This window comes from Hymenobacter sp. GOD-10R, from assembly GCF_035609205.1.
Lineage (GTDB): Bacteria > Bacteroidota > Bacteroidia > Cytophagales > Hymenobacteraceae > Hymenobacter.
In genome coordinates this window covers 1,812,471-1,829,916 of the sequence record NZ_CP141184.1, presented here as the reverse complement: position 1 = coordinate 1,829,916, position 17,446 = coordinate 1,812,471, and the positions used below count along the sequence as shown (strand labels likewise).

The following is a 17,446-nucleotide window of genomic DNA, read 5'->3' as shown; positions in this document are numbered from 1 at the left end:
ATACTCCAACTATTGCGTCTCTACATCGTTCTGGCGTCCGCAACGAAGCGGGCGAGATGCTTCGGCAAGCTCAGCATGACGTTCTTATTTTATGGTTCATTTCTCTTTTTCAACCGACCCTAGGGTGCTGCGACCTAGCACGATGGGGTTTTCCTCGTCGGCATTATCGCAGTTGTGCAGCACGCCGGGCGGATAGATGGTGTGCAGCTTTTCGAGAATTAGAATCAGCTCTTTGAGAGCTAGAGCATAGGCAGTATTATCCTTCGTGCCGCAGGCCGCAGCCTTCTGCGTGAGCCACTGCTGTAGTTTCTGCTCAAACTCGGCCAAGTGTTCCCGACTCACCCAACAGATGCGGGCCAGCACGTGCGCCGGCAGTTCCAGCCTGATTATCTTTTCGAGGTAGCGCCGGTAGTCCACGTTGCGGAAGCGGGTGGTGTAGCCCGGCAGCACCACGCTCACACGGAAGCTGTAGGGGTCTAGCGGCTCGCAGAAGGTGCCGTCCGGCTCCGCACACACCGACATCCAGCCTTCGGCCGGGTTCAGCGGGTCGGGGCGCAGCAGCAGGTGCTCGACCAAGAACAAGGCCTCACCGCCGTACACCAGCGCATCCAAGGCTTCATCTATATCGTCCCAGGCTTCCTCGGCATCCACGAACACGCGTGGGCACTGTGCTATGATATTACCCTCTAGATCGCGCAGCAGGTAGTTGTTGGGCCACACCGAACCGCCTTCCACTAAGAACTGCTCTCGGCGCGGCACGGGATTGAAGACTTTGCGCATCACCTTCTCAGCTAATGCTTTCGTCGCAAATAGCTGTTCTGAAATCAAATACACCTTGCTCGGCATACCCGCAGCTGGTGCGTGCAACTGGAAGCGGAACTGGGTTGTGTCGTTGGTATCGGGTACTGCTTCTAGCACGATGAGAGCCGCCGCGCCGTGCGCCTGAAAGTTGCGCATACCCGCCAGCCGTGCAATGCGGCGCGTAGTTCCCGCTACATTGTCGGTTTCCCAGGCGGGCTCGCAATAGTTGTAAGCGCGGGCGTTGCAGAAGTTGGGGTAGTCCTGGAGCAGCGCGGCTTTGTCGTGGGCTATTTCCTGGTCGCTTCGCTCGCCATATAAGCTGTGCATGAGCAGCGCGTACTCGTTGAAGTTCTCCGCGAACCTAGCCAGCAGATGGTCCAGAAAGCGGTTCTTGCGCTCAGGGTTTTCACGGTAGCCTTCTTGCTCCGCCAGCACATCGTCGAGGGTATCTGGCAAGTCGGCGTAGTTCACGTATAGCTCGTCCACGCCCACCATGTCGCGGGCACTAACTACTTGGCCAAAATAGGTTTGCAGCGCGCTAGCATCCGTTCCAAAGAAGTTCTTCAGGTTAGCTAGCTGAGCTAGGTAGTTGGTTAGGAGTTGGTCGAAAAACAGCAGGTATCCCTTCAGCTGCTTGGCCTGACTGTGGCGCTCCCCAGAGGCTGAGTCGGGCAGCCCGTAAGGACCGATGCCGTAGTTCTGCGGAAAGTCATTGGCCACCGAGCGATACTCGTTCAGCGCGTACACGGCGCCGGTGGGCACTGGCAAGTCGTTCACCTGCTTCTGATTGGCTTGGTAAGCAGCTTTTTCCAGCTCCGCGAGGCGCAGCAAGGCTTTCTTCTTATCGGCAAGGCTCCCGACTGGGATAATGTCTTTGTAGAAAGCTAGGGCTACTCGCTCGGCGCAAAGCTGCGGCTGATACCCTTCGCGGATCGGCAGGCACCACCGGTGCCCCGTGGAGTCCTTGGTTTTCCAATCCGTGCACGGCTTGCCAGCTTCTTCAATCAACTCGTTTAGCTGCACCTTTCTTAGCCCTTCCACCCCTTCTATCCCCATAATCAGGTTGATGAGGTCGGAGGTATACACTACGCGGCGCAGCTCGCTGGCTTCCAGCTCACTATCCAGGATGAACCCAGTTTCCAGCAGCGGCCCTTCGAAGATCTGGTCTATCGTGAGCGGGTTGCCGTCGGCGTCGGTTTTGGCTTGCATCTCAGCCAGCGAATAGCGCTTTATGGGCGGAGCTAGGTACTGATTCACGACTAGCAAAATCTGGGCGTAGACCTCGCTCACATTAGCATCTGGGGCTAGATCGACATCAGCGCAGAACATGATTTTCTGCACCGGCACTTCCGCAATCAACGCGTAATCTTCGCACAAGTCGCGGTGCGCCACGTAGGTTCCCCGGACTTTTTCCAGCACTGCCTTGCGGGCCGCAGCCTCATCGGCGGCATGGCCGGCTTCTACTTCTTCTGCAATAAAATACGGATCTAAGTCGATTTTCAGGTCATACAATCCATTCAGATCGAAGGAGAGCGAACTGCCCGGCACCGGCGTGCGGCTCAGGCGCTTGTGCGGGTCAGCTTCTTTGGCGTTGACGTAGATGGTTTGAGCAGGCGCGGCTTTCGCCAGCCAGGCATTGCGCACACCCTCTAGGTCGATAAACAGCTTGCGGTAGTCCAGCTCCGACACGGGGCACGTCGGCAGCACCTGCGCTACGGTCGGGAAGCTAGCCTGCATCTGGGCCGCGCTGCCGTACGAGGACGTGAGCAAGTCCTTTATATCCAGCGCCGTGCGCTGGCTCAGGTCAGTAATGGCGTAGCACAGCAGCTCCAGCGTGGTGATACCGGGGTCGTGGCGGTTGTAGTCGGTCCAGAGCGTGTGGGCGTACTGCTCAATGTAGGCTAGCCCTGCCTCGCGCAGCGCTTCCCAATCCGAGGCTTTCCACTCCGGCGGCGCGGTCGATATGGTGATGCTCTCGCTCATGAGGTGCAGGGCTCGGTGAAGAGTTGAATATCGTGTTGGCTACAGGACACGAGCACAGCCCGAGCGTCGGAGGCAGTAATTACCTCATTATCATCGCGCACCGTGGGGTTGGTGGTGAAGTGCTGCATGGTCAGGTCAGTGACGAAATCGACGTAGCGCAGCCGCTCGATGTAGTTGATAACCGCGCTCTTGGTCAGCGTGCCGCCAAAGGGAATCTCGGCGCTGGTGTCGAAGGCCCAGGGCGAGAGATAGGCTAGCAGGTCTTGTTGGAGCTTCTTGCGGTAAGTCGCGAAAGCGTAGCCGCGTAGAAACTGCACCTTGAAATGCAGCTTCACCCGCTCGTAAGCTGGGTTCACTACCTGAATGCCAACGAGCTTACCCGCGTGGCGCTGCAAGAAATCCTGGATAGCCGCCAGTGTATTCAGGTCCACTTTCGGCTCCAGCGGGTTGATAGCATGCGCGTTGCGCAAATCCGGCACGACCACCACCGTCACGTAGCCCGGAGCTAGCTCATGCAGCTTGAAGCTAGCGTCCAGCCGACTGTGGTTCAGGCATTTCACCTTGTACACCCCAGGAAATGACTGCAAAATCAAATGCTCGTAGTCCCAAATCGTGACGGTGCGCTGCTTGTGCCGCAGCCGCTCGCTCACGCGGGTGTAAAAGGCCGCATCAGGCTCGGCAGGTCGCCCACCGAACGAGGCATACGGCTGGTGCACCGCCTTCAGCCCAGCTAGGCTCTGCCGCGTTTTGCTGATGGTGTCGGCGGGCAGCGCCGCATCATAGTGGCTCGGGTCGTTGCCGTGGTCGTGGAAGACGGCGAGGCTAGCTTGCGGGTGCAAAGCCACCAAGTTGCTCGCGCTATCGATGGGCGCGGGGCTGCCGACGGTGGTCAGCAACTCGGCTTTGAGCCAGACTAGGCCGGCTTCGAGCAGCGTGTTGTCGGTGCGGGTTTCGGGAGGAAGATAAAACTGAATGATGCCCGAGGTCAGCAGGTGGTTCGTAGCGTCGCTCAGTACTTCCTCTTCCGTGAGGCGGCGCCACTGATTCTGGCTCAGCACGCTCCAAGCTACCGTTGCTACGGCGCGCTCGGGGTTGGCGCTGCCTTCGGCAACCTGGAATAGCACGGCGACGCTTTCCAAAGTGCCAATATTCTGTAAACCTATTAGGAACGTACCACCTAAAGCTAGCTGCGGAAGCAGGAAGGCGCTGTTCTTCGACGTATTATCCAGAAAAGCTAGGTTCTGCTTCAGAAAAGCGTGTTCCTCCGCTTGCCCGAATGGCGTGCTATGAAATAGCTGAAGGTCACGACTGGTAAAGTCTTCGGCACTCGTGGAGGTGAGCGACACGGCACCGGTAGAAGCTAGGTAATCGAGCGTCAGCTCCTTCGCCACCGGCGTGTAAGGCGGATTGGGAATCTCGACCTTCGGATCAGCGACAATGGCATTCGTGAGCTTCTTTGGGTACGACCTATGCCCAAAGCTGTGATTGAGCTCGATTTTCAGCAGACTATCACTAACGGAAGTTTCGCTCAGCGTAAGACTATTGGCGAGATAAAACTGCGGCGACACGGCCTGAAAAACGCCGCCCGAAAACACGTAGTCTTTGTAGAGGCTGAACCCCGAATAGCTCGTCAGCACCGACGAACCCGCGCTGCTTGTGGTCGTGGTATCCGGCACGCTCAGGCTGGAAAACGCGCTGAACAGCGCCGCCGTGTGGCTACCGGCCAGACTGCTGTTTTGCAGCGTAGCGGTGGCTGTGAACTTAGATATGTCTTTGTAGCTGCTGCCGTACGCATTGTAGTACGAACTCCAGGAGCCAGGTTTGCCAACCCACTCCGGCAGGTGTACGGTCACGGAAGTCAAGGGCTTAGCTGAAGCCTCCGGGCTACCCACGTACAGCGTCGAGCCGACTACCGGCGTCGGCCCAAAGGGCATGAACGGTTTTTCGGGGTTGAGACTACCTAGGTCGTTTTCGAGCAGCAGGGTCTTTTTCAGCCCCGTCACGCTCACGTCGATCTTCGCCGATTGCAGCGTTAAGTTTCGCAGCACGGAATAATCAGCGGAACGACCGAGGTAGCAGCGTAGCACCGGCGCCGTGGTGATGTAGCCGCCATCGAGCACGGCCGCGTTGTACGCTACCACGGCCTGCTTTTCGGTGATGGGCAGCGTGACGCTGAACGTGAGGTCGTTGCCCGATTTAGTTAGTTCTGCTTCACCCGCTTCAATCCAAGCTTTGGCTCCGCTGAGCTGCACTCGCAACTTAATGCCTGCTGGCACACTAGCTGTTTGGGCTAAAGCTAGCTTTATCGTAATCTTCCGCTCGCCTTCCGCCAGCAACAAAATCGACGAAGCCAAGGCAAAACCTAGCTGCGCTTCCGGCAGATTGATGGTCTCGGGCGTGGGCGGTTCGCAGCTGACGAGCGGCTTATGTTTCGGCCCGAAAGCATTCCAGGTAGGGTCGTCTTTGTCGAGGGGCTTGGCAATACCATCTTGTGTGTTGGCGGCGGGCGCGTAGTAGATGGTTTGGTCGCTGTGCACGTAGAGGGTGCGCAGGTGGGCAATCTTGGCCTGGTTTACCGTCCGGTTTTCGGTGGTTTCATAGAGTAGCGGCTGCTTCTTTAGGTCGCGGCCAGCGTCGAGTTCGGTTTGGGCCGGCACGATCTGTTCCGCGACATTCTTGGCTAGCTCGAACACCACGTGCACGCGGTCGGGCACGGACGCCTGATTAGTGAGTTGCAGTACCTCTTTGTAGTAGAAATCGAGGTGGCGCTTGGTGAGCGAGTTGAGGTGCTGCTGAGCGTAGCCAAACAGCTGTAAGAAGGTGAGGAACAGTGCGAAATGCGGCTCGATGTCGCTACGGCTGTCCAGCTCGGCGGGCTGCACGTAGTTTTCGTAGTTCATCAGCACCCGCCATGCTTCGCCGTTGTCGGGCGTACCGGTTAGGTCAAAAAACCGCACCCTAGCTTTCTCCGCATATGCCTTCGCAAACTGCAACAGGTCCTCCGGCGAGCGTTCGTCGAGGCTGACATAGGCCGGCTGCAAGGCCGCAAGGCGGCGCTGTGGCTGGCTTAGGCCTTCCCGTTGCAACGGATTCGTATCGGGGCAGTTGGTTGACATGGGGCGGAAAACGAGTCAGGTTAGCGGACTACAGGGGTCGCCGTGGGGCCAGCGTTGGAGAGGGCGAGTTCGGTGCCTTCTTGCTTGTAAAATGGGTAGACGAAGTTGTGGCGTGCGTTTGTAGCGCGCACTTTAAACTCGACTTCAATCAGCAGCAAGCCAGGTTGTTGAGGAGGTTCCGTGGCCGTCACATTCAGCAGATCAATGCGCGCCTCGTAGTACAAAATGGCCGTGCTCACGAGGTCTTTCAGGCGCGTTTCCAGGGTCGTATCTAGCGGTTGAAACACGGCATCTTGTAGGTCGCAGCCGAAGTCGTGGACTAGGATGCGCTCATTCAGCCGCGTGGTCAGCAGGATTTGCAAGCTGCGCTCAATATCTTCCAGTCCCGTGGTCATCTCCACGCCTTTCGGGTGCAGATTGGGGTTGAAGGTGGGCGGAAAGCTCCAGCCGCGACCTAGGAAATTTGCTTCGAGATTTGCCATGTCATCCGCCGATTAGCACAGTAGGACAACCGATTACAATACTTCCGCCGTGCGCCGTCGTATCGCCAAGGCGGGCCGCGGGCGCGCCCCCGATCATCACCGTTGCTGAGCCTTTGATGATGCTATCCGGCGGACCAGAGCAAGTAGCTAGGTCACCGACGCGAGCCGCGGGCATACCGCCAATCAGCACATTGGGAGCACCCGGCGGCAGCACCGGGCCACCCACATGGGGCGCGCCACCCGGATTTACCATCGGACAAACATGCATATCACTGGCGCGGGCGGCTAGCTGTCCCATTGTAATTGGTTTTGAATAGGTTAGTTAATCTGAACCATAGCACCTTTAATCGTTGTGTTGCCGCTGCTGCTCACTTCGGCGGTGCCGGAGCCGCTGGCTTTGAATTGCGTTTGGGCCGTGTGCGTCACGTTTACGCCGTTGACTTTCACATCCACAGCCGCTTTGATAATCACGTCCTTGATGCTCTCCAAGCTGATGCCGGCGTCACTCATCACGATCTTGTTGCCGTGCTGATCTTGCAGCGTGATGCTCTGCGCATCATCATCTAGCTTGAATATATTGCCGGCGGGCGTTTCCAGTGTGAGGCTCTTTTTCTCGTCGTCGAATACCACTTGCAGCTTGCTGCGCGACACATAGCCTTTCTTCGGATTCGCATCGGCGGTTTTGAAGGGCGCGGGGATAGGGTTGTGGCTGCTGTGCAAGCCGCCGAGCACCACGGCTTCCCGCGGGTCGTTGTTGAGAAAGCCAACCACTACTTCATCGCCAACTTCAGGGCGGAAGTAGAAGCCGCGCTGGTTGCCAGCATCCACGCTCAGCACGCGGGCCCGGCTGCCGGTGCCGGCCGCATCGAGTATGGGCAGCCGCACCGCAATGCGCTCCTCCCCTGCCGCGTCGCCTTCTAGGGCCGTCACTGTTCCGATCTGGAGCCCAGACACAGACGGCAGCAAGCCACCAGCCGGCAGCGTACTCACGTTCACCTCCGCTGCAAACGGCTGCGGATTCAACCCAAACTGCGCATCAGTGGTCCAGCTGCCGCTTTCCAGCCGGTGGTTTACACCCGTCACGTAAGCATCACCGTTGAACCGTTCGCCCATGCCAGCTAGATTGATGATGGTTCCCGGCTTCACATCGGCGTTGCCGTAGAACCGTATCCGTCCCCGAATCTTCGCGAGTCGGCGCTTGAGTAGCGTCGCATCGGCCCAGGCTTGCAGCTCCCCAGTTGGCAAGTAGCCACCATGTTGTAGCGTCAGCTTGGTGCCAAGCGCTTCGGCTAGGTTGTCGGCCGAGAGGTTGCCTTGCTGCTTGAAGTTAGGTTCGGCGGCTTCGGCTTTGGCCATTTTCGACTCGCTGTAGTCCCAAGTCGTTGTGGTGAGGCTGCTAAGCTGGTCGCGGGCGTCGATTTCGGCGTCGAAGTCCAGCACCGTTGCGCCGAATTGCAGCTTAGTTATGGGGGCTTGATCTAGCTTGGGTTTGGTGATGGTCAACTTGCCATCATCTACCAGGCAGAGCATACCGTTGGCCTCGGCCCGCATCACCATGAAATCCCAGTCGGTGGCGTCGTATTGTAGCAGCTCTTCGTGCTTCGAGGTGGTGGCTGTGGCATCTAGGGTGAGGCCGCTATACGCCTCCACAATCTGCTCAGCCACTTCGCTATCTTTCTTATCCAGGAAGTAGCGGCGCTTGGGGGCTAAGGTGGTTTTCACGAAAGCATCCTTGCAGGTCACGTTCAGGCGCGTGGTGCCGGTGGTGCGCGCTTCAATGGCGTGTTTGATAATCAAGCCTTTGAAGATCAGCTGCTCTTTTTCGTGGTAACCCGCCCACACTTCCACTTTACGGCCGGGCACAAACAAGTCCGCGTTGCTGGCCGGAAACGTGCCCGCGGCTGCGCTACCATCTTTCAGCACGATGTGCGCTGTTGGGATGCGATTGGCTTCTTTCTGCACGCGTACCGCCAACACCTGGTAAGCTCGCGCCAAGGCCTGGCCCTCTACCTTCACGGTGAAGGTGGGCAGGTCGCGCGGAGCGGGCGTGTCGGGTGTGCGCGGATTTTCGGGCATCTGCGTGTAGAGACACATACTTGTGTCTCAATCGTTGGTGATGTTGTTTATACTGGTTCGTTCTGGTGCTGTCGTTCAACGGGGAGACACAAGTATGTGTCTCTACACTGTGCAACGAAGCGTTACTCAAGCCTTTTCAATGGGTGGAAAAAAGAGCTGTTGCCCCACCGTAAGCGTGCGAAAGTTGATGAGGTGATTGACCCTAGCTACCTCGCCATACAGCGTGGCGTCGCCGTAAATGCGGTGGCACAGCAGCGGCAGGTTGTCGCCGGCTTGCACGGTGCGCACGTGGGTCAGGTCGGGGGAGCGGGCGTTTTCCTGGGCTACGCGCAGATCGTCGTTGGTTGTCTCGATGAAGCTAGCTTTGGCCACAGCCCGGATGGGCGTGCCGTCGGGCTTGAACAGTTTGTAGGTGACGCTCACCTTTTCCAGCTTGCACTTGAAGCGCAGCTTGCCCCACTCCAGAATCACGAACGGCGGCTGGTGCGTGCTGCCGTTGTAGTAGAACACCGTCTTCTTGAACTGCTCGACCTGGTCCCACACGCCCTGGTTCGTGCCCACGCTGAGCGGCAGGGCTAGCCCCGTTTGCTGCAAGGCGCCGGTCGAATCGAACAGGAACTCGAACTCTAACTTGCGCGGCGCAATGCGGTTGAAGGCCGGCTGGTTGGCGCTCGTGCCGCTGGCCTGCTCCTGGTTGCTCTGAATCTCGTAGTTGAGCGTGTAGGTTTCCGGGTTGACCACGGCCGTGTACACGTCTCCTGTCGGCTGGTCGAACCGGTCGTTCTGGTAGCCCGTCAGGGTCATTTTCTTCAGTTCGCCGAGCATAAAAAGTTTGTTGTAGCGCGAAGCTCCAGCTTCGCGCGGCGTTGAACGAAATCGTTGGAGCGACACCTAGCTTTAGTCGTTCAACGATGCGCGAAGCGGGAGCTTCGCGCTACTTTCTACCGCTCCTTCTTCTCTTCCAGAATCGCTAGCACCTGCTCCACGCAGACTTGAATGATCTGTTGCTGCGCTTCGGGAGAAGCTGTGGCGGCTGATGTGGCGTGCTGATCCGCGTTACCATCAACGACGGCCGTGATAACTAACTCTTTGATTACAATAGGCATGTATTAGATTCTGATGGTGTTGTAGTAGCGGTAGGTAAGTGTCAGTGTTTCGATGGCAATGGTGTTTTGCTCGGCGTTGAAGGATGAAACGTCCCACTTCTTTGGCAAGGCATGCACCACGTGCCACGAGAGCAAGGGCGCGTGCTGCTCATTTAGCAGCGATACAATCAGGTTCACGGGCTGGAAGGTGAAATCCTCGAAGGCGTTTTTGGCCCACTGGTACACGCCCGAGCCGATTAGCAGGCCGCGTTTTAGGACCAGATCGGCGTACTTGGAGCGCACTGGCAGCTGGTGCTCGAAGCGGTTTTCGCCGCCTTCTCGCACGCTTTCCATTTGCATTTCTACATTCAGGCCGCTTACCTCCTGAAAGCGTGCGTCTTGCAACGTCTGCGGAAACAGCTCGAAACCAACCAAGAAGTGAAAGCCAGTTGGGGGGTAGATCAGGCCAGTCATGGGTTAGTCGCCGTTCTGGATGCTGAGGCCTTCGTGAACCAGCTCAATGCTTTCAATCAGCACCTCGTTGGCATCAGCCTTCAGGTCGCCCGACATGACTTTGGACGGCCATGCCTGCTTGATTTTCCAAACCACTACCGGCTCGTGGCGCTCGTTGAGCAGGCTGATGGTCAGATCGCGGCGCTCGATAGTGTTGAGCGCTACGGTGTTCCACCACTTGAAGAATTCGTTGTCGCTGCGGAAGGTACCGCGCTTGAGCGTCACGTTCGGAAACTTCTGCAAGCCCGGCATCTTGATCTTATGGAACTCCGGCGAGGCCCCGTCGCGGTACTCAATCACGTCCGTTTCGACGTTCAGCCCGGTCACTTCCGTGAAGCTGACCTTGGAGCCGCCCCACTCCACCTGAAAGTGGAATTTCGGTAATGGATAGCTTGCCATTTTGCACAGGGGGAATAAGGGTGATTTATGATCAGGAGCTGGGAGGCTAGAGCTAGGTCTAGAAAGCTCCCCTCCTATTTTCAAGGAGGGGTGGCCAAAGGCCGGGGTGGTTAGGCTAGAGCTAGATCGTTCAACGAGAAGGACCACCCCGCCCTGCGGGCACCCCTCCTTGAAAAAAGGAGGAGAACTAGCTGCTAGACCTAGCTTTCCTTTTAGTCTCGCTCTAGCTTATGACTCCTGCATCTTATGCGAGAAGCGCAGGATGATAAACTCAGCGGGGCGCACTACGGCCATGCCAATTTCCACGATCATGAAGCCGTTGAGAATGTCTTGGGCGGTCATGGTTTGACCTAGGCCAACGCGGACGAAAAACGCATGTTCGGCCTTCATGCCGGCCAGCGCACCGGCTCGCCATTGCAGTGTCAGGAAGTTCTCGATCATGGCCCGTATCTTCACCCAAGTGTTGGCATCGTTGGGCTCAAACACGAACTGCGCGGAGGCTTTTTTCACCGATTCTTCTACCATAATGAAGAAGCGGCGCACCGACACGTAGCGCCATTCGTTGTCGGAGCCGGCTAGGGTGCGGGCACCCCAGATCAGCGTGCCTTTGCCAGTGAAAGCACGAATGGCGTTGATCGACTTGCCCGCGTTGGTGTCGACGTTGAGGTCTTCCTGCTCGCTGTCGGTGAGCATCGCGGTAGGACCTAGCACGTAGTTGAGGCCTACGTTGGCAGGCGCTTTCCACACGCCCCGGTCGTTGTCGGTGCGGGCGTAGGCACCGACTACCGCGCCACTCGGCGGCAGCACAATGCCCATGGCTTCAGCCGCAGCCGTCATGGCCGAGTACAGCGGAATCGTTGATTTCATCTCGACTTCCTTGGCCTGCAACCTAGCCTGCACTTTGGTCAGGAAGCCGCTGATGTAGGTGCTGATCTGCTCGAAGGTCTTGTCAAAAAGCGGCTGCGGCGATTCGCTGCCGCCGCTGGTTTGCAGGGCGTTGGTGGCGTCGCGCAGAGCGGTCAGCTTTAAGCCATCGGAAGTTGCTGGCGCGCTTTCTTTGATGTAGTTGTTGAAATCGGTTTGGTTTGTCGGGTCGGTAAAAGCGGCTGCGCCGGTGAAGGCCGTCAGCAAACCTAGCAAGTAGGTTTTCTTATCGTCTTTGCTCGCGGCGGCTTGGTAATCGGTTATATCCGGCAACAAACCTGTCACGGCACCTAGGTCGGTTACGATGTTCTTAGCTGCAGTAGCTAGGTCCTTGGCCGGGCCGGGGTCCAACAGCTCATCGAGCGTTTTGGTTGTGCCAGGGTCCGGTCCGGTTTTGATCGTCAGATTGGCGAAGCTGATGGTCAGCGGCAAGGTGGTGCGCAGGTACGGATAATAAGCGGCGGCGTAGTTGAGGTGACTGGAAACGCCGTTGCGGAAGTTGTCAATATCCGTGTCGTCCCGGTCTATTTTGGTGGGGTCGGCCACCTTTACATCGAGCACCGCAAACCGATCCTGCATGTACCGGCAATGATCAATAGCGGCTTGCTGCACCGTAGCCACGGCACCAGCTGCCGTCAGGTTTAGAGCATCGGGCAGCACAATAAGCGTAGGCTCATCAAACTTCTTGAGCGTGTCGAGGGCGTTGGTGTAGTCGGTTTGGGTCAGCACGTCGGTGTACTTGCCCAGCGACACGATGTAGCACTTCTCCCCGCCGTTGCCGAAGAACATCATCAGGCTATCGTGCAGATAGAAGCTCGTGGCAAAATTGACCGAGCTGACGCTGTTGAGCGCATCGAGCCGCACCGTCACCTGCCGGTCGGGGCCGCCGCCGAAATAGCGCCGGTACTCCACCATCGACTTGATGCGCGTGGGCACGTTGCGGATGCTCTGGCCGTCTTTCACGTGGTCCTGTGTGGGGCCGATAAACACCGGAATGGCGGTTTCGACCTGCGCCACCGAGGGCGGAAACAACGACACCTCATCAATATAGACGCCGGGCGTCCTGACGGAAGCTAGGTTTAGAGTGCTGGCCATACGCTTGAAAGGGATTAGAAGGCGTCAATAAATAATGGAGACAAACTGAGTTCCCCGGTCGGTGGTGGTGGCAGGGGTCGGATTCGGCAACGGCGTGGAGTCGGAAGCTACGCCGATGCGCCCGTAGTGCACCAGTGGAAACTGGCCTAGGTTAGTGGCCCGGTATTCCCACTGCGTAGAGCGGTTGCGCAGAATTACCTCAAAGGCTAGGTCTTGCACTTGTCCGGTTTCATCGAGCAGGCTATTGCCGTCGGCTGGCCGGTGCTGAATCTCGATGAAGCCAATCGGTCGGCCGCTACCTAGGTCGGTTGTCGCTGGTTGCGTTTCCAAGTCGGCGGGGCGAATGGTTTCGTCGGCATTCAGGCGGAGGCTACCTGGTACATTGTGCCAACGAAAAACGCGGTTTTGCTTCGCAAGACCGTCTAGCACCGTGCGGTCGAGGTCGGTGTATAAGGGGAAGTAAGTGTCGGCCTGGTAAATGGCAAACACCAAGGTAAGATCGTCGGCCAAGGGCACGACGGGCTGGTGAGCGGCGGTCATTACGCCCACCCGAAAGCCGTCGGGCAGGTTCTTGAATACCATCCAGCCGTTGCGCATCGCTAGCTGGGTCGCCGCATCGGGCACGATGCGCCAGAACTTGCTGATGTCGTAGTCGCCCCGCACCAACGCTAGGGTTTTCTGCTGGGCGGGCGTGGGGCTAGCTAGGTCGAACGGCGTGGCGCCGAAGTTCAGGAAGTAGCGGTGCAGCACCTGTACCCTGCACAGCGTTTCGTAGCCCGTAACAAAGCGTTGCATGGCCATGACCGTCAGTTTAAGGTGGGGTTGATAATCTCAGTTCGCCCCTCGATCGTGGTAATGGCCGCGCCGGTGCCAAATTGGCTTTCGGCCTGCTCTTCCACCACCCGCACCTTGTACACCACAAACGGCACCTGCTTGCCGCCGAGCGTGCCCCACAGTTGGTTGATTTTTTCAAACGAAAGCGAGTACAAGTCCAGCGACAGCCGCAGCCGCAAGGCTTCGTCGGGCAGGCTGTCGGTGGGCGTGTTAGCTACGCTCAATTCCTTTTTGCGCTGAAAGCACTGAACCGCCCAGGCCAGCCGCTTTAGCGCCGTAGCGTAGGTGCCGTTGTCGGTGAAACTGGTGCCAATCAGCACGAAGAGGTTCAGGAACACCGGCGGATTCACCAAATCAAAGCTACCGGCTGCGTTGCGCACATAGGGGCTGCTGTTCTTCAGCGCGCTTTCTTCCTCCACATTCACCAGGCTCAGCAACAACGCATCAGTAGCGGCGCCCGGCGCGCAGATGCTACCTAGGTCCACATTCGCCGTCGCATCGAACGCCTTGATGTAGGCTCTTAGCTCGGCGCAAATCATCGCTAATGCCTCGTAGATCATCGGTTTAGTAGTTGAATTATCTAGCTAATAGGCCCTTGGATTCACTTTGCCGACTTATATAGATGAAGCCTTTCGCAAGAGGCACACATTCGAGCGACGGAATTTGTCAAATAGCCTAGCTTGTATTCTATCTAAGTATCTGCCTAGAAATTATTCCTAAAGTACAGCTTCTACCACCCCGCGCACAATCACATAATCATGTGATATCCTTTACATTAGCGCTGTAGAGACACATACTTGTGTCTCGTCGTTGAACGAATGAAGTCAGAACATTCACCCTAGAACAACCTAGGTAAACAACATCAGCAACGACGAGACACAAGTATGTGTCTCTACAGCGCTAGAAGCTAACAAGCCCCTACTGCCTGCATGTCATTGCATTCAGTAGGGGCTTGTTTTAACACGCTGCTAGTTCCGATTCCTCGTCTCTGCTGAATACGCAGAATGCTCGGAATAGCAATTATTTCATTCGCTTAGCACATCCGAAGCTGTCGTAGCAGCAGCCGGACTGCCTAGCTGCCTAGCTTTGCCAGGCAGGGTTTTATGCTTCTCCTTTCCTAACGCCGCGGCTGGTTCAGGCACCCAGTGGTGCAAGCCGCCGGCGCGCTCGTCGTTGAAGGTGGTCGGGATGTTGTTGGCGGCGGTGCGCTCCTTCCAGGTGAGGTGTTCGGTGCCGGCGTCGGTGCGGTCCATGGTGATGCACTGCTCCACCGGGCACACGAGCGAGCAGAGGTTACAGCCCACGCAGTTCTCCTCAATAATTTCGGGCACGCGGGTGCCTTCGCGCAACCGGATTGCCTGGTGCGCACCGTCCTCACAGGCCGTGTAACACAGTTGGCAGCCAATGCACTTCTCCTCGTGAATGTTGGCCGTCACCTTGTACTTCAGGTTTAGGTCTTCCCAATGCTTCACGTTCGGCAAGGCCTTGCCCACGAAGTCGTAGATGGTATTGAAGCCTTTTTCCGTCATGTACTGCTCCAGGCCCGCCGTCATCTCGCGAATGATACCAAAGCCGAAGTGCATGGCCGCCGTGCACACCTGCACCGAGCTAGCTCCTAGCAAGATATGTTCCACTGCGTCGCGCCAATTCTCAATGCCGCCGATGCCGGAAATAGGCAGCTGCACGTTCGGGTCTTGGGCGCAGTTCTTAACCATATTCAGAGCAATGGGCTTCACAGCCGGACCGCAGTAGCCCCCATTGGTGCCTTTGCCATCCACAATCGGATAGGGCGCGAAGCTGTCCAGATCAACACCCACAATGCTCTGAATGGTATTGATGAGCGAAATGGCGTCAGCGCCACCTTGGCGAGCGGCGCGAGCGGGCTCGGTGATGTCGGAGATGTTGGGCGTGAGCTTCACAATAACCGGAATCTGCGCCACTTCCATCACCCACTCCACAATCGTGCGCAGCACTTCCGGCTCCTGCCCGACCGCCGAGCCCATGCCCCGTTCACACATGCCGTGCGGACAGCCGAAGTTCAGTTCGATACCGTCAGAGCCAGCGTTGGTCACATCGCGCACAATCTGGTGCCACTCATCCCGACTCTGCACCATGAGCGAGGCAATGACGGCATGGTTGGGAAAGCGCTTCTTCACTTCCTCAATCTCGCGCAGGTTGTCGGCCAAGGGGCGGTCCGAAATCAGCTCGATATTGTTGAAGCCAATCAGGCGCTTGTCGCGGTAGTTCACCCCACCGTAGCGGCTCGACACGTTCACAACCGGCACTCCTAGAGTCTTCCACACCGCCCCGCCCCAGCCTGCATCGAAGGCTTTCATCACTTGGTAGCCGGAGTTGGTCGGCGGCGCGGAGGCCAACCAGAAAGGGTTCGGCGACTTAATCCCAGCAAAGTTTATGGAGAGGTCCGGCATAGTGGTTCTATTTTGATGCTATGACTAGGAGCTAAAAAGCTAGGTCGGGGCGAAGGCTAGAACTAGAACCTAGCTCCCCTCCTTTTTTAAGGAGGGGGTTGGGGGTGGTTCCTTGTCGTTGAATGATACTAGATCTAATTTTCTAATTCTAGTTTCACCACCTCGCCCTTCGGGCACCCCTCCTTAAAAAAGGAGGGGAGTTTTCTAGCCTAGCTTTAGTCTGAACTTAAGGCAGTTAAATACTCGTGAATGCCGCGGGCGGCAACTTTAGCTTCGGCGGCGGCATTTACGACTTCCGCGCCACCATTCAGCGCGTCGCCGGAGGCGAAGTACTTGGGGTTGGTCGTCTGGCCGGTGCGGGCGTCGGCCACAATGCGACCTTTGGTATCGAGTTGCAGCCCCGGAATGTGGCTGAGGAAGTGCGTCTGCTTGGCTTGGCCGGTGGCTTTGATGACCATGTCACAAGCCTCCACGAACTCGCTGCCGGGCACGATTTGCACCTGACCATCGAGCGTCGCTGTGCGGATGAACTTCACGCCTTCTACTTTGCCGTTGCCGACGATTTCGATGGGCGCCACATTGAACAAGCCTTTCACACCCACGCCTTTAGCTAGGTCGTATTCAAATTTGTATGCGCCCATATCTTCCTTGCCGCGGCGATACGCCAGCACTACATTCTCCGCCCCCAGCCGCGACGATTCCGACGCCGCATCCATGGCCGTGTTGCCACCACCTAGCACAATCACCTTCTTCCCTACTTTCACCTGGTGATGCTGTTGGCGTAGCTCTTCGATGAATTCGACAGCGCCTACGCAATTGGTGCGTTCCTCGCCAGGCAAGAGCAAGGCATTCGTCTTACCTAGCCCAATACCCAGGAAGATAGCATCATAGGCTTCTTCCAGCGCCAACAAATCTTCGCGTGAGGTGATAGGCGAGTTGTATTGTACCCGGTAGCCAAACTGCGCTTCCAGGTAGGCCATTTCGGCCAACACCTCTTCGTTCGTGATTTTGTACGGCGCCACCCCGTACAATGTCAGTCCCGAAGGCTGCGCTTTGGCCTCGAATACATCGACCTCGTACCCCAAGGCCCGCAGCTCGCAAGCGCACGAAATACCCGCCGGACCAGCGCCTATCACCGCCACTTTGCGCCCATTCGGTACGCCCGGCCCGAACAACTTCCGGTCACTTTCAATCACCTGGCGAGTAGCAAAGCTCTGCAAGCGACCTATTTCGATGGGCTTCATATCCTGCGCATTGTACACGCAGGCGCCTTCGCACAGCACTTCCGTAGGGCACACTTTGCCGCAGGCATTGCCGAAGTAGTTAGCCTCGTAAATGGTCTTGGCCGCACCGGTCACGTTGCCCGTGTTGATCTGGCGGATAAACTGCGGAATGTCGATACCCGACGGACACGCGTTGATGCACGGCGCATCGAAGCAGAACAGGCACCGGGCGCTTTCGTAGAGCGCCTCTGTCTTGTTCATCCGCGGCTTGAGCTGCGCAAAATTTGCGTGAAATTCCTGCTCAGAAGTAGGGGGTTGATACTCGGCCATGGGAGAGGTAATTGCAGAGATTAGAAGGCACTTAACATCTTCCTGGTCTGTCATCCTGAGCTTGCGAAGGACCTTGTCACGTGAGAACGATTATTACAATAACGGCACGTTCATGCGTGATAAGGTCCTTCGCAAGCTCAGGATGACAGGTGGAAA

Annotated in this window: 14 protein-coding genes; all 14 read right to left on the bottom strand. The window is 57.3% G+C overall.

The annotated features are described in order from the left end of the window. Positions 1-96: 96 nt before the first annotated feature. The gene (locus SD425_RS07505; RefSeq protein ID WP_324677023.1) at positions 97-2,784 is read right to left on the bottom strand and encodes a hypothetical protein; all 2,688 of its coding nucleotides are present in this window, start codon (positions 2,782-2,784) and stop codon (positions 97-99) included. Next, positions 2,781-5,900, bottom strand: a complete 3,120-nt coding sequence (locus SD425_RS07500) for a baseplate J/gp47 family protein (protein ID WP_324677022.1) — start codon at positions 5,898-5,900, stop codon at positions 2,781-2,783. The genes SD425_RS07505 and SD425_RS07500 overlap by 4 nt, the downstream gene beginning before the upstream one ends. Before the next feature lie 20 nt (positions 5,901-5,920). Beyond that, a complete protein-coding gene (locus SD425_RS07495) occupies positions 5,921-6,382 on the bottom strand; it encodes a GPW/gp25 family protein (protein WP_324677020.1) in 462 nt (153 codons plus the stop codon). Between the two features lies 1 nt (position 6,383). After that, a complete protein-coding gene (locus tag SD425_RS07490) occupies positions 6,384-6,680 on the bottom strand; it encodes a PAAR domain-containing protein (protein ID WP_324677017.1) in 297 nt (98 codons plus the stop codon). Positions 6,681-6,700: 20 nt separating this feature from the next. Then, entirely contained in the window at positions 6,701-8,476 is a 1,776-nt protein-coding gene (gene vgrG / locus SD425_RS07485; protein WP_324677015.1) for a type VI secretion system tip protein VgrG, read from the bottom strand. 108 nt (positions 8,477-8,584) lie between these two features. Beyond that, entirely contained in the window at positions 8,585-9,283 is a 699-nt protein-coding gene (locus SD425_RS07480; protein WP_324677013.1) for a LysM peptidoglycan-binding domain-containing protein, read from the bottom strand. A gap of 116 nt (positions 9,284-9,399) precedes the next feature. Continuing rightward, positions 9,400-9,564 carry a DUF5908 family protein gene (locus SD425_RS07475; protein WP_324677011.1) on the bottom strand — a complete coding sequence of 55 codons (165 nt, stop codon included), beginning with the start codon at positions 9,562-9,564 and terminating at the stop codon, positions 9,400-9,402. A 3-nt stretch (positions 9,565-9,567) separates the two neighbouring features. Beyond that, positions 9,568-10,017 (bottom strand): phage tail protein, encoded by a 450-nt coding sequence (locus SD425_RS07470; RefSeq protein WP_324677009.1) that lies wholly within the window; start codon positions 10,015-10,017, stop codon positions 9,568-9,570. Positions 10,018-10,020: 3 nt separating this feature from the next. Continuing rightward, positions 10,021-10,455: a phage tail protein gene (locus SD425_RS07465; protein WP_188815841.1), complete on the bottom strand. Its 435-nt coding sequence runs from the start codon at positions 10,453-10,455 to the stop codon at positions 10,021-10,023. Positions 10,456-10,683: 228 nt separating this feature from the next. Further along, on the bottom strand, positions 10,684-12,474 hold the full coding sequence (locus SD425_RS07460) for a phage tail sheath family protein (protein WP_324677005.1): 1,791 nt from the start codon (positions 12,472-12,474) through the stop codon (positions 10,684-10,686). Positions 12,475-12,498: 24 nt separating this feature from the next. Beyond that, the gene (locus SD425_RS07455) at positions 12,499-13,269 is read right to left on the bottom strand and encodes a hypothetical protein (protein ID WP_324677003.1); all 771 of its coding nucleotides are present in this window, start codon (positions 13,267-13,269) and stop codon (positions 12,499-12,501) included. 11 nt (positions 13,270-13,280) lie between these two features. Then, positions 13,281-13,868 carry a DUF4255 domain-containing protein gene (locus tag SD425_RS07450; RefSeq protein WP_324677001.1) on the bottom strand — a complete coding sequence of 196 codons (588 nt, stop codon included), beginning with the start codon at positions 13,866-13,868 and terminating at the stop codon, positions 13,281-13,283. Positions 13,869-14,333: 465 nt separating this feature from the next. Then, positions 14,334-15,737 (bottom strand): NAD-dependent dihydropyrimidine dehydrogenase subunit PreA, encoded by a 1,404-nt coding sequence (gene preA, locus SD425_RS07445; RefSeq protein WP_324676999.1) that lies wholly within the window; start codon positions 15,735-15,737, stop codon positions 14,334-14,336. 215 nt (positions 15,738-15,952) lie between these two features. Next, positions 15,953-17,290, bottom strand: coding sequence for an FAD-dependent oxidoreductase (locus SD425_RS07440; RefSeq protein WP_324676997.1), 1,338 nt, complete (start codon positions 17,288-17,290; stop codon positions 15,953-15,955). Positions 17,291-17,446: the final 156 nt, after the last annotated feature.

Excerpts from the sequence above, each read along its gene's own strand:
- SD425_RS07505 (WP_324677023.1), bottom strand. The coding sequence starts at position 2,784 with ATGAGCGAGAGCATCACCATATCGACCGCGCCGCCGGAGTGGAAAGCC.
- SD425_RS07500 (WP_324677022.1), bottom strand. The coding sequence starts at position 5,900 with ATGTCAACCAACTGCCCCGATACGAATCCGTTGCAACGGGAAGGCCTA.
- SD425_RS07495 (WP_324677020.1), bottom strand. The coding sequence starts at position 6,382 with ATGGCAAATCTCGAAGCAAATTTCCTAGGTCGCGGCTGGAGCTTTCCG.
- SD425_RS07490 (WP_324677017.1), bottom strand. The coding sequence starts at position 6,680 with ATGGGACAGCTAGCCGCCCGCGCCAGTGATATGCATGTTTGTCCGATG.
- vgrG (WP_324677015.1), bottom strand. The coding sequence starts at position 8,476 with ATGTGTCTCTACACGCAGATGCCCGAAAATCCGCGCACACCCGACACG.
- SD425_RS07480 (WP_324677013.1), bottom strand. The coding sequence starts at position 9,283 with ATGCTCGGCGAACTGAAGAAAATGACCCTGACGGGCTACCAGAACGAC.
- SD425_RS07475 (WP_324677011.1), bottom strand. The coding sequence starts at position 9,564 with ATGCCTATTGTAATCAAAGAGTTAGTTATCACGGCCGTCGTTGATGGT.
- SD425_RS07470 (WP_324677009.1), bottom strand. The coding sequence starts at position 10,017 with ATGACTGGCCTGATCTACCCCCCAACTGGCTTTCACTTCTTGGTTGGT.
- SD425_RS07465 (WP_188815841.1), bottom strand. The coding sequence starts at position 10,455 with ATGGCAAGCTATCCATTACCGAAATTCCACTTTCAGGTGGAGTGGGGC.
- SD425_RS07460 (WP_324677005.1), bottom strand. The coding sequence starts at position 12,474 with ATGGCCAGCACTCTAAACCTAGCTTCCGTCAGGACGCCCGGCGTCTAT.
- SD425_RS07455 (WP_324677003.1), bottom strand. The coding sequence starts at position 13,269 with ATGCAACGCTTTGTTACGGGCTACGAAACGCTGTGCAGGGTACAGGTG.
- SD425_RS07450 (WP_324677001.1), bottom strand. The coding sequence starts at position 13,868 with ATGATCTACGAGGCATTAGCGATGATTTGCGCCGAGCTAAGAGCCTAC.
- preA (WP_324676999.1), bottom strand. The coding sequence starts at position 15,737 with ATGCCGGACCTCTCCATAAACTTTGCTGGGATTAAGTCGCCGAACCCT.
- SD425_RS07440 (WP_324676997.1), bottom strand. The coding sequence starts at position 17,290 with ATGGCCGAGTATCAACCCCCTACTTCTGAGCAGGAATTTCACGCAAAT.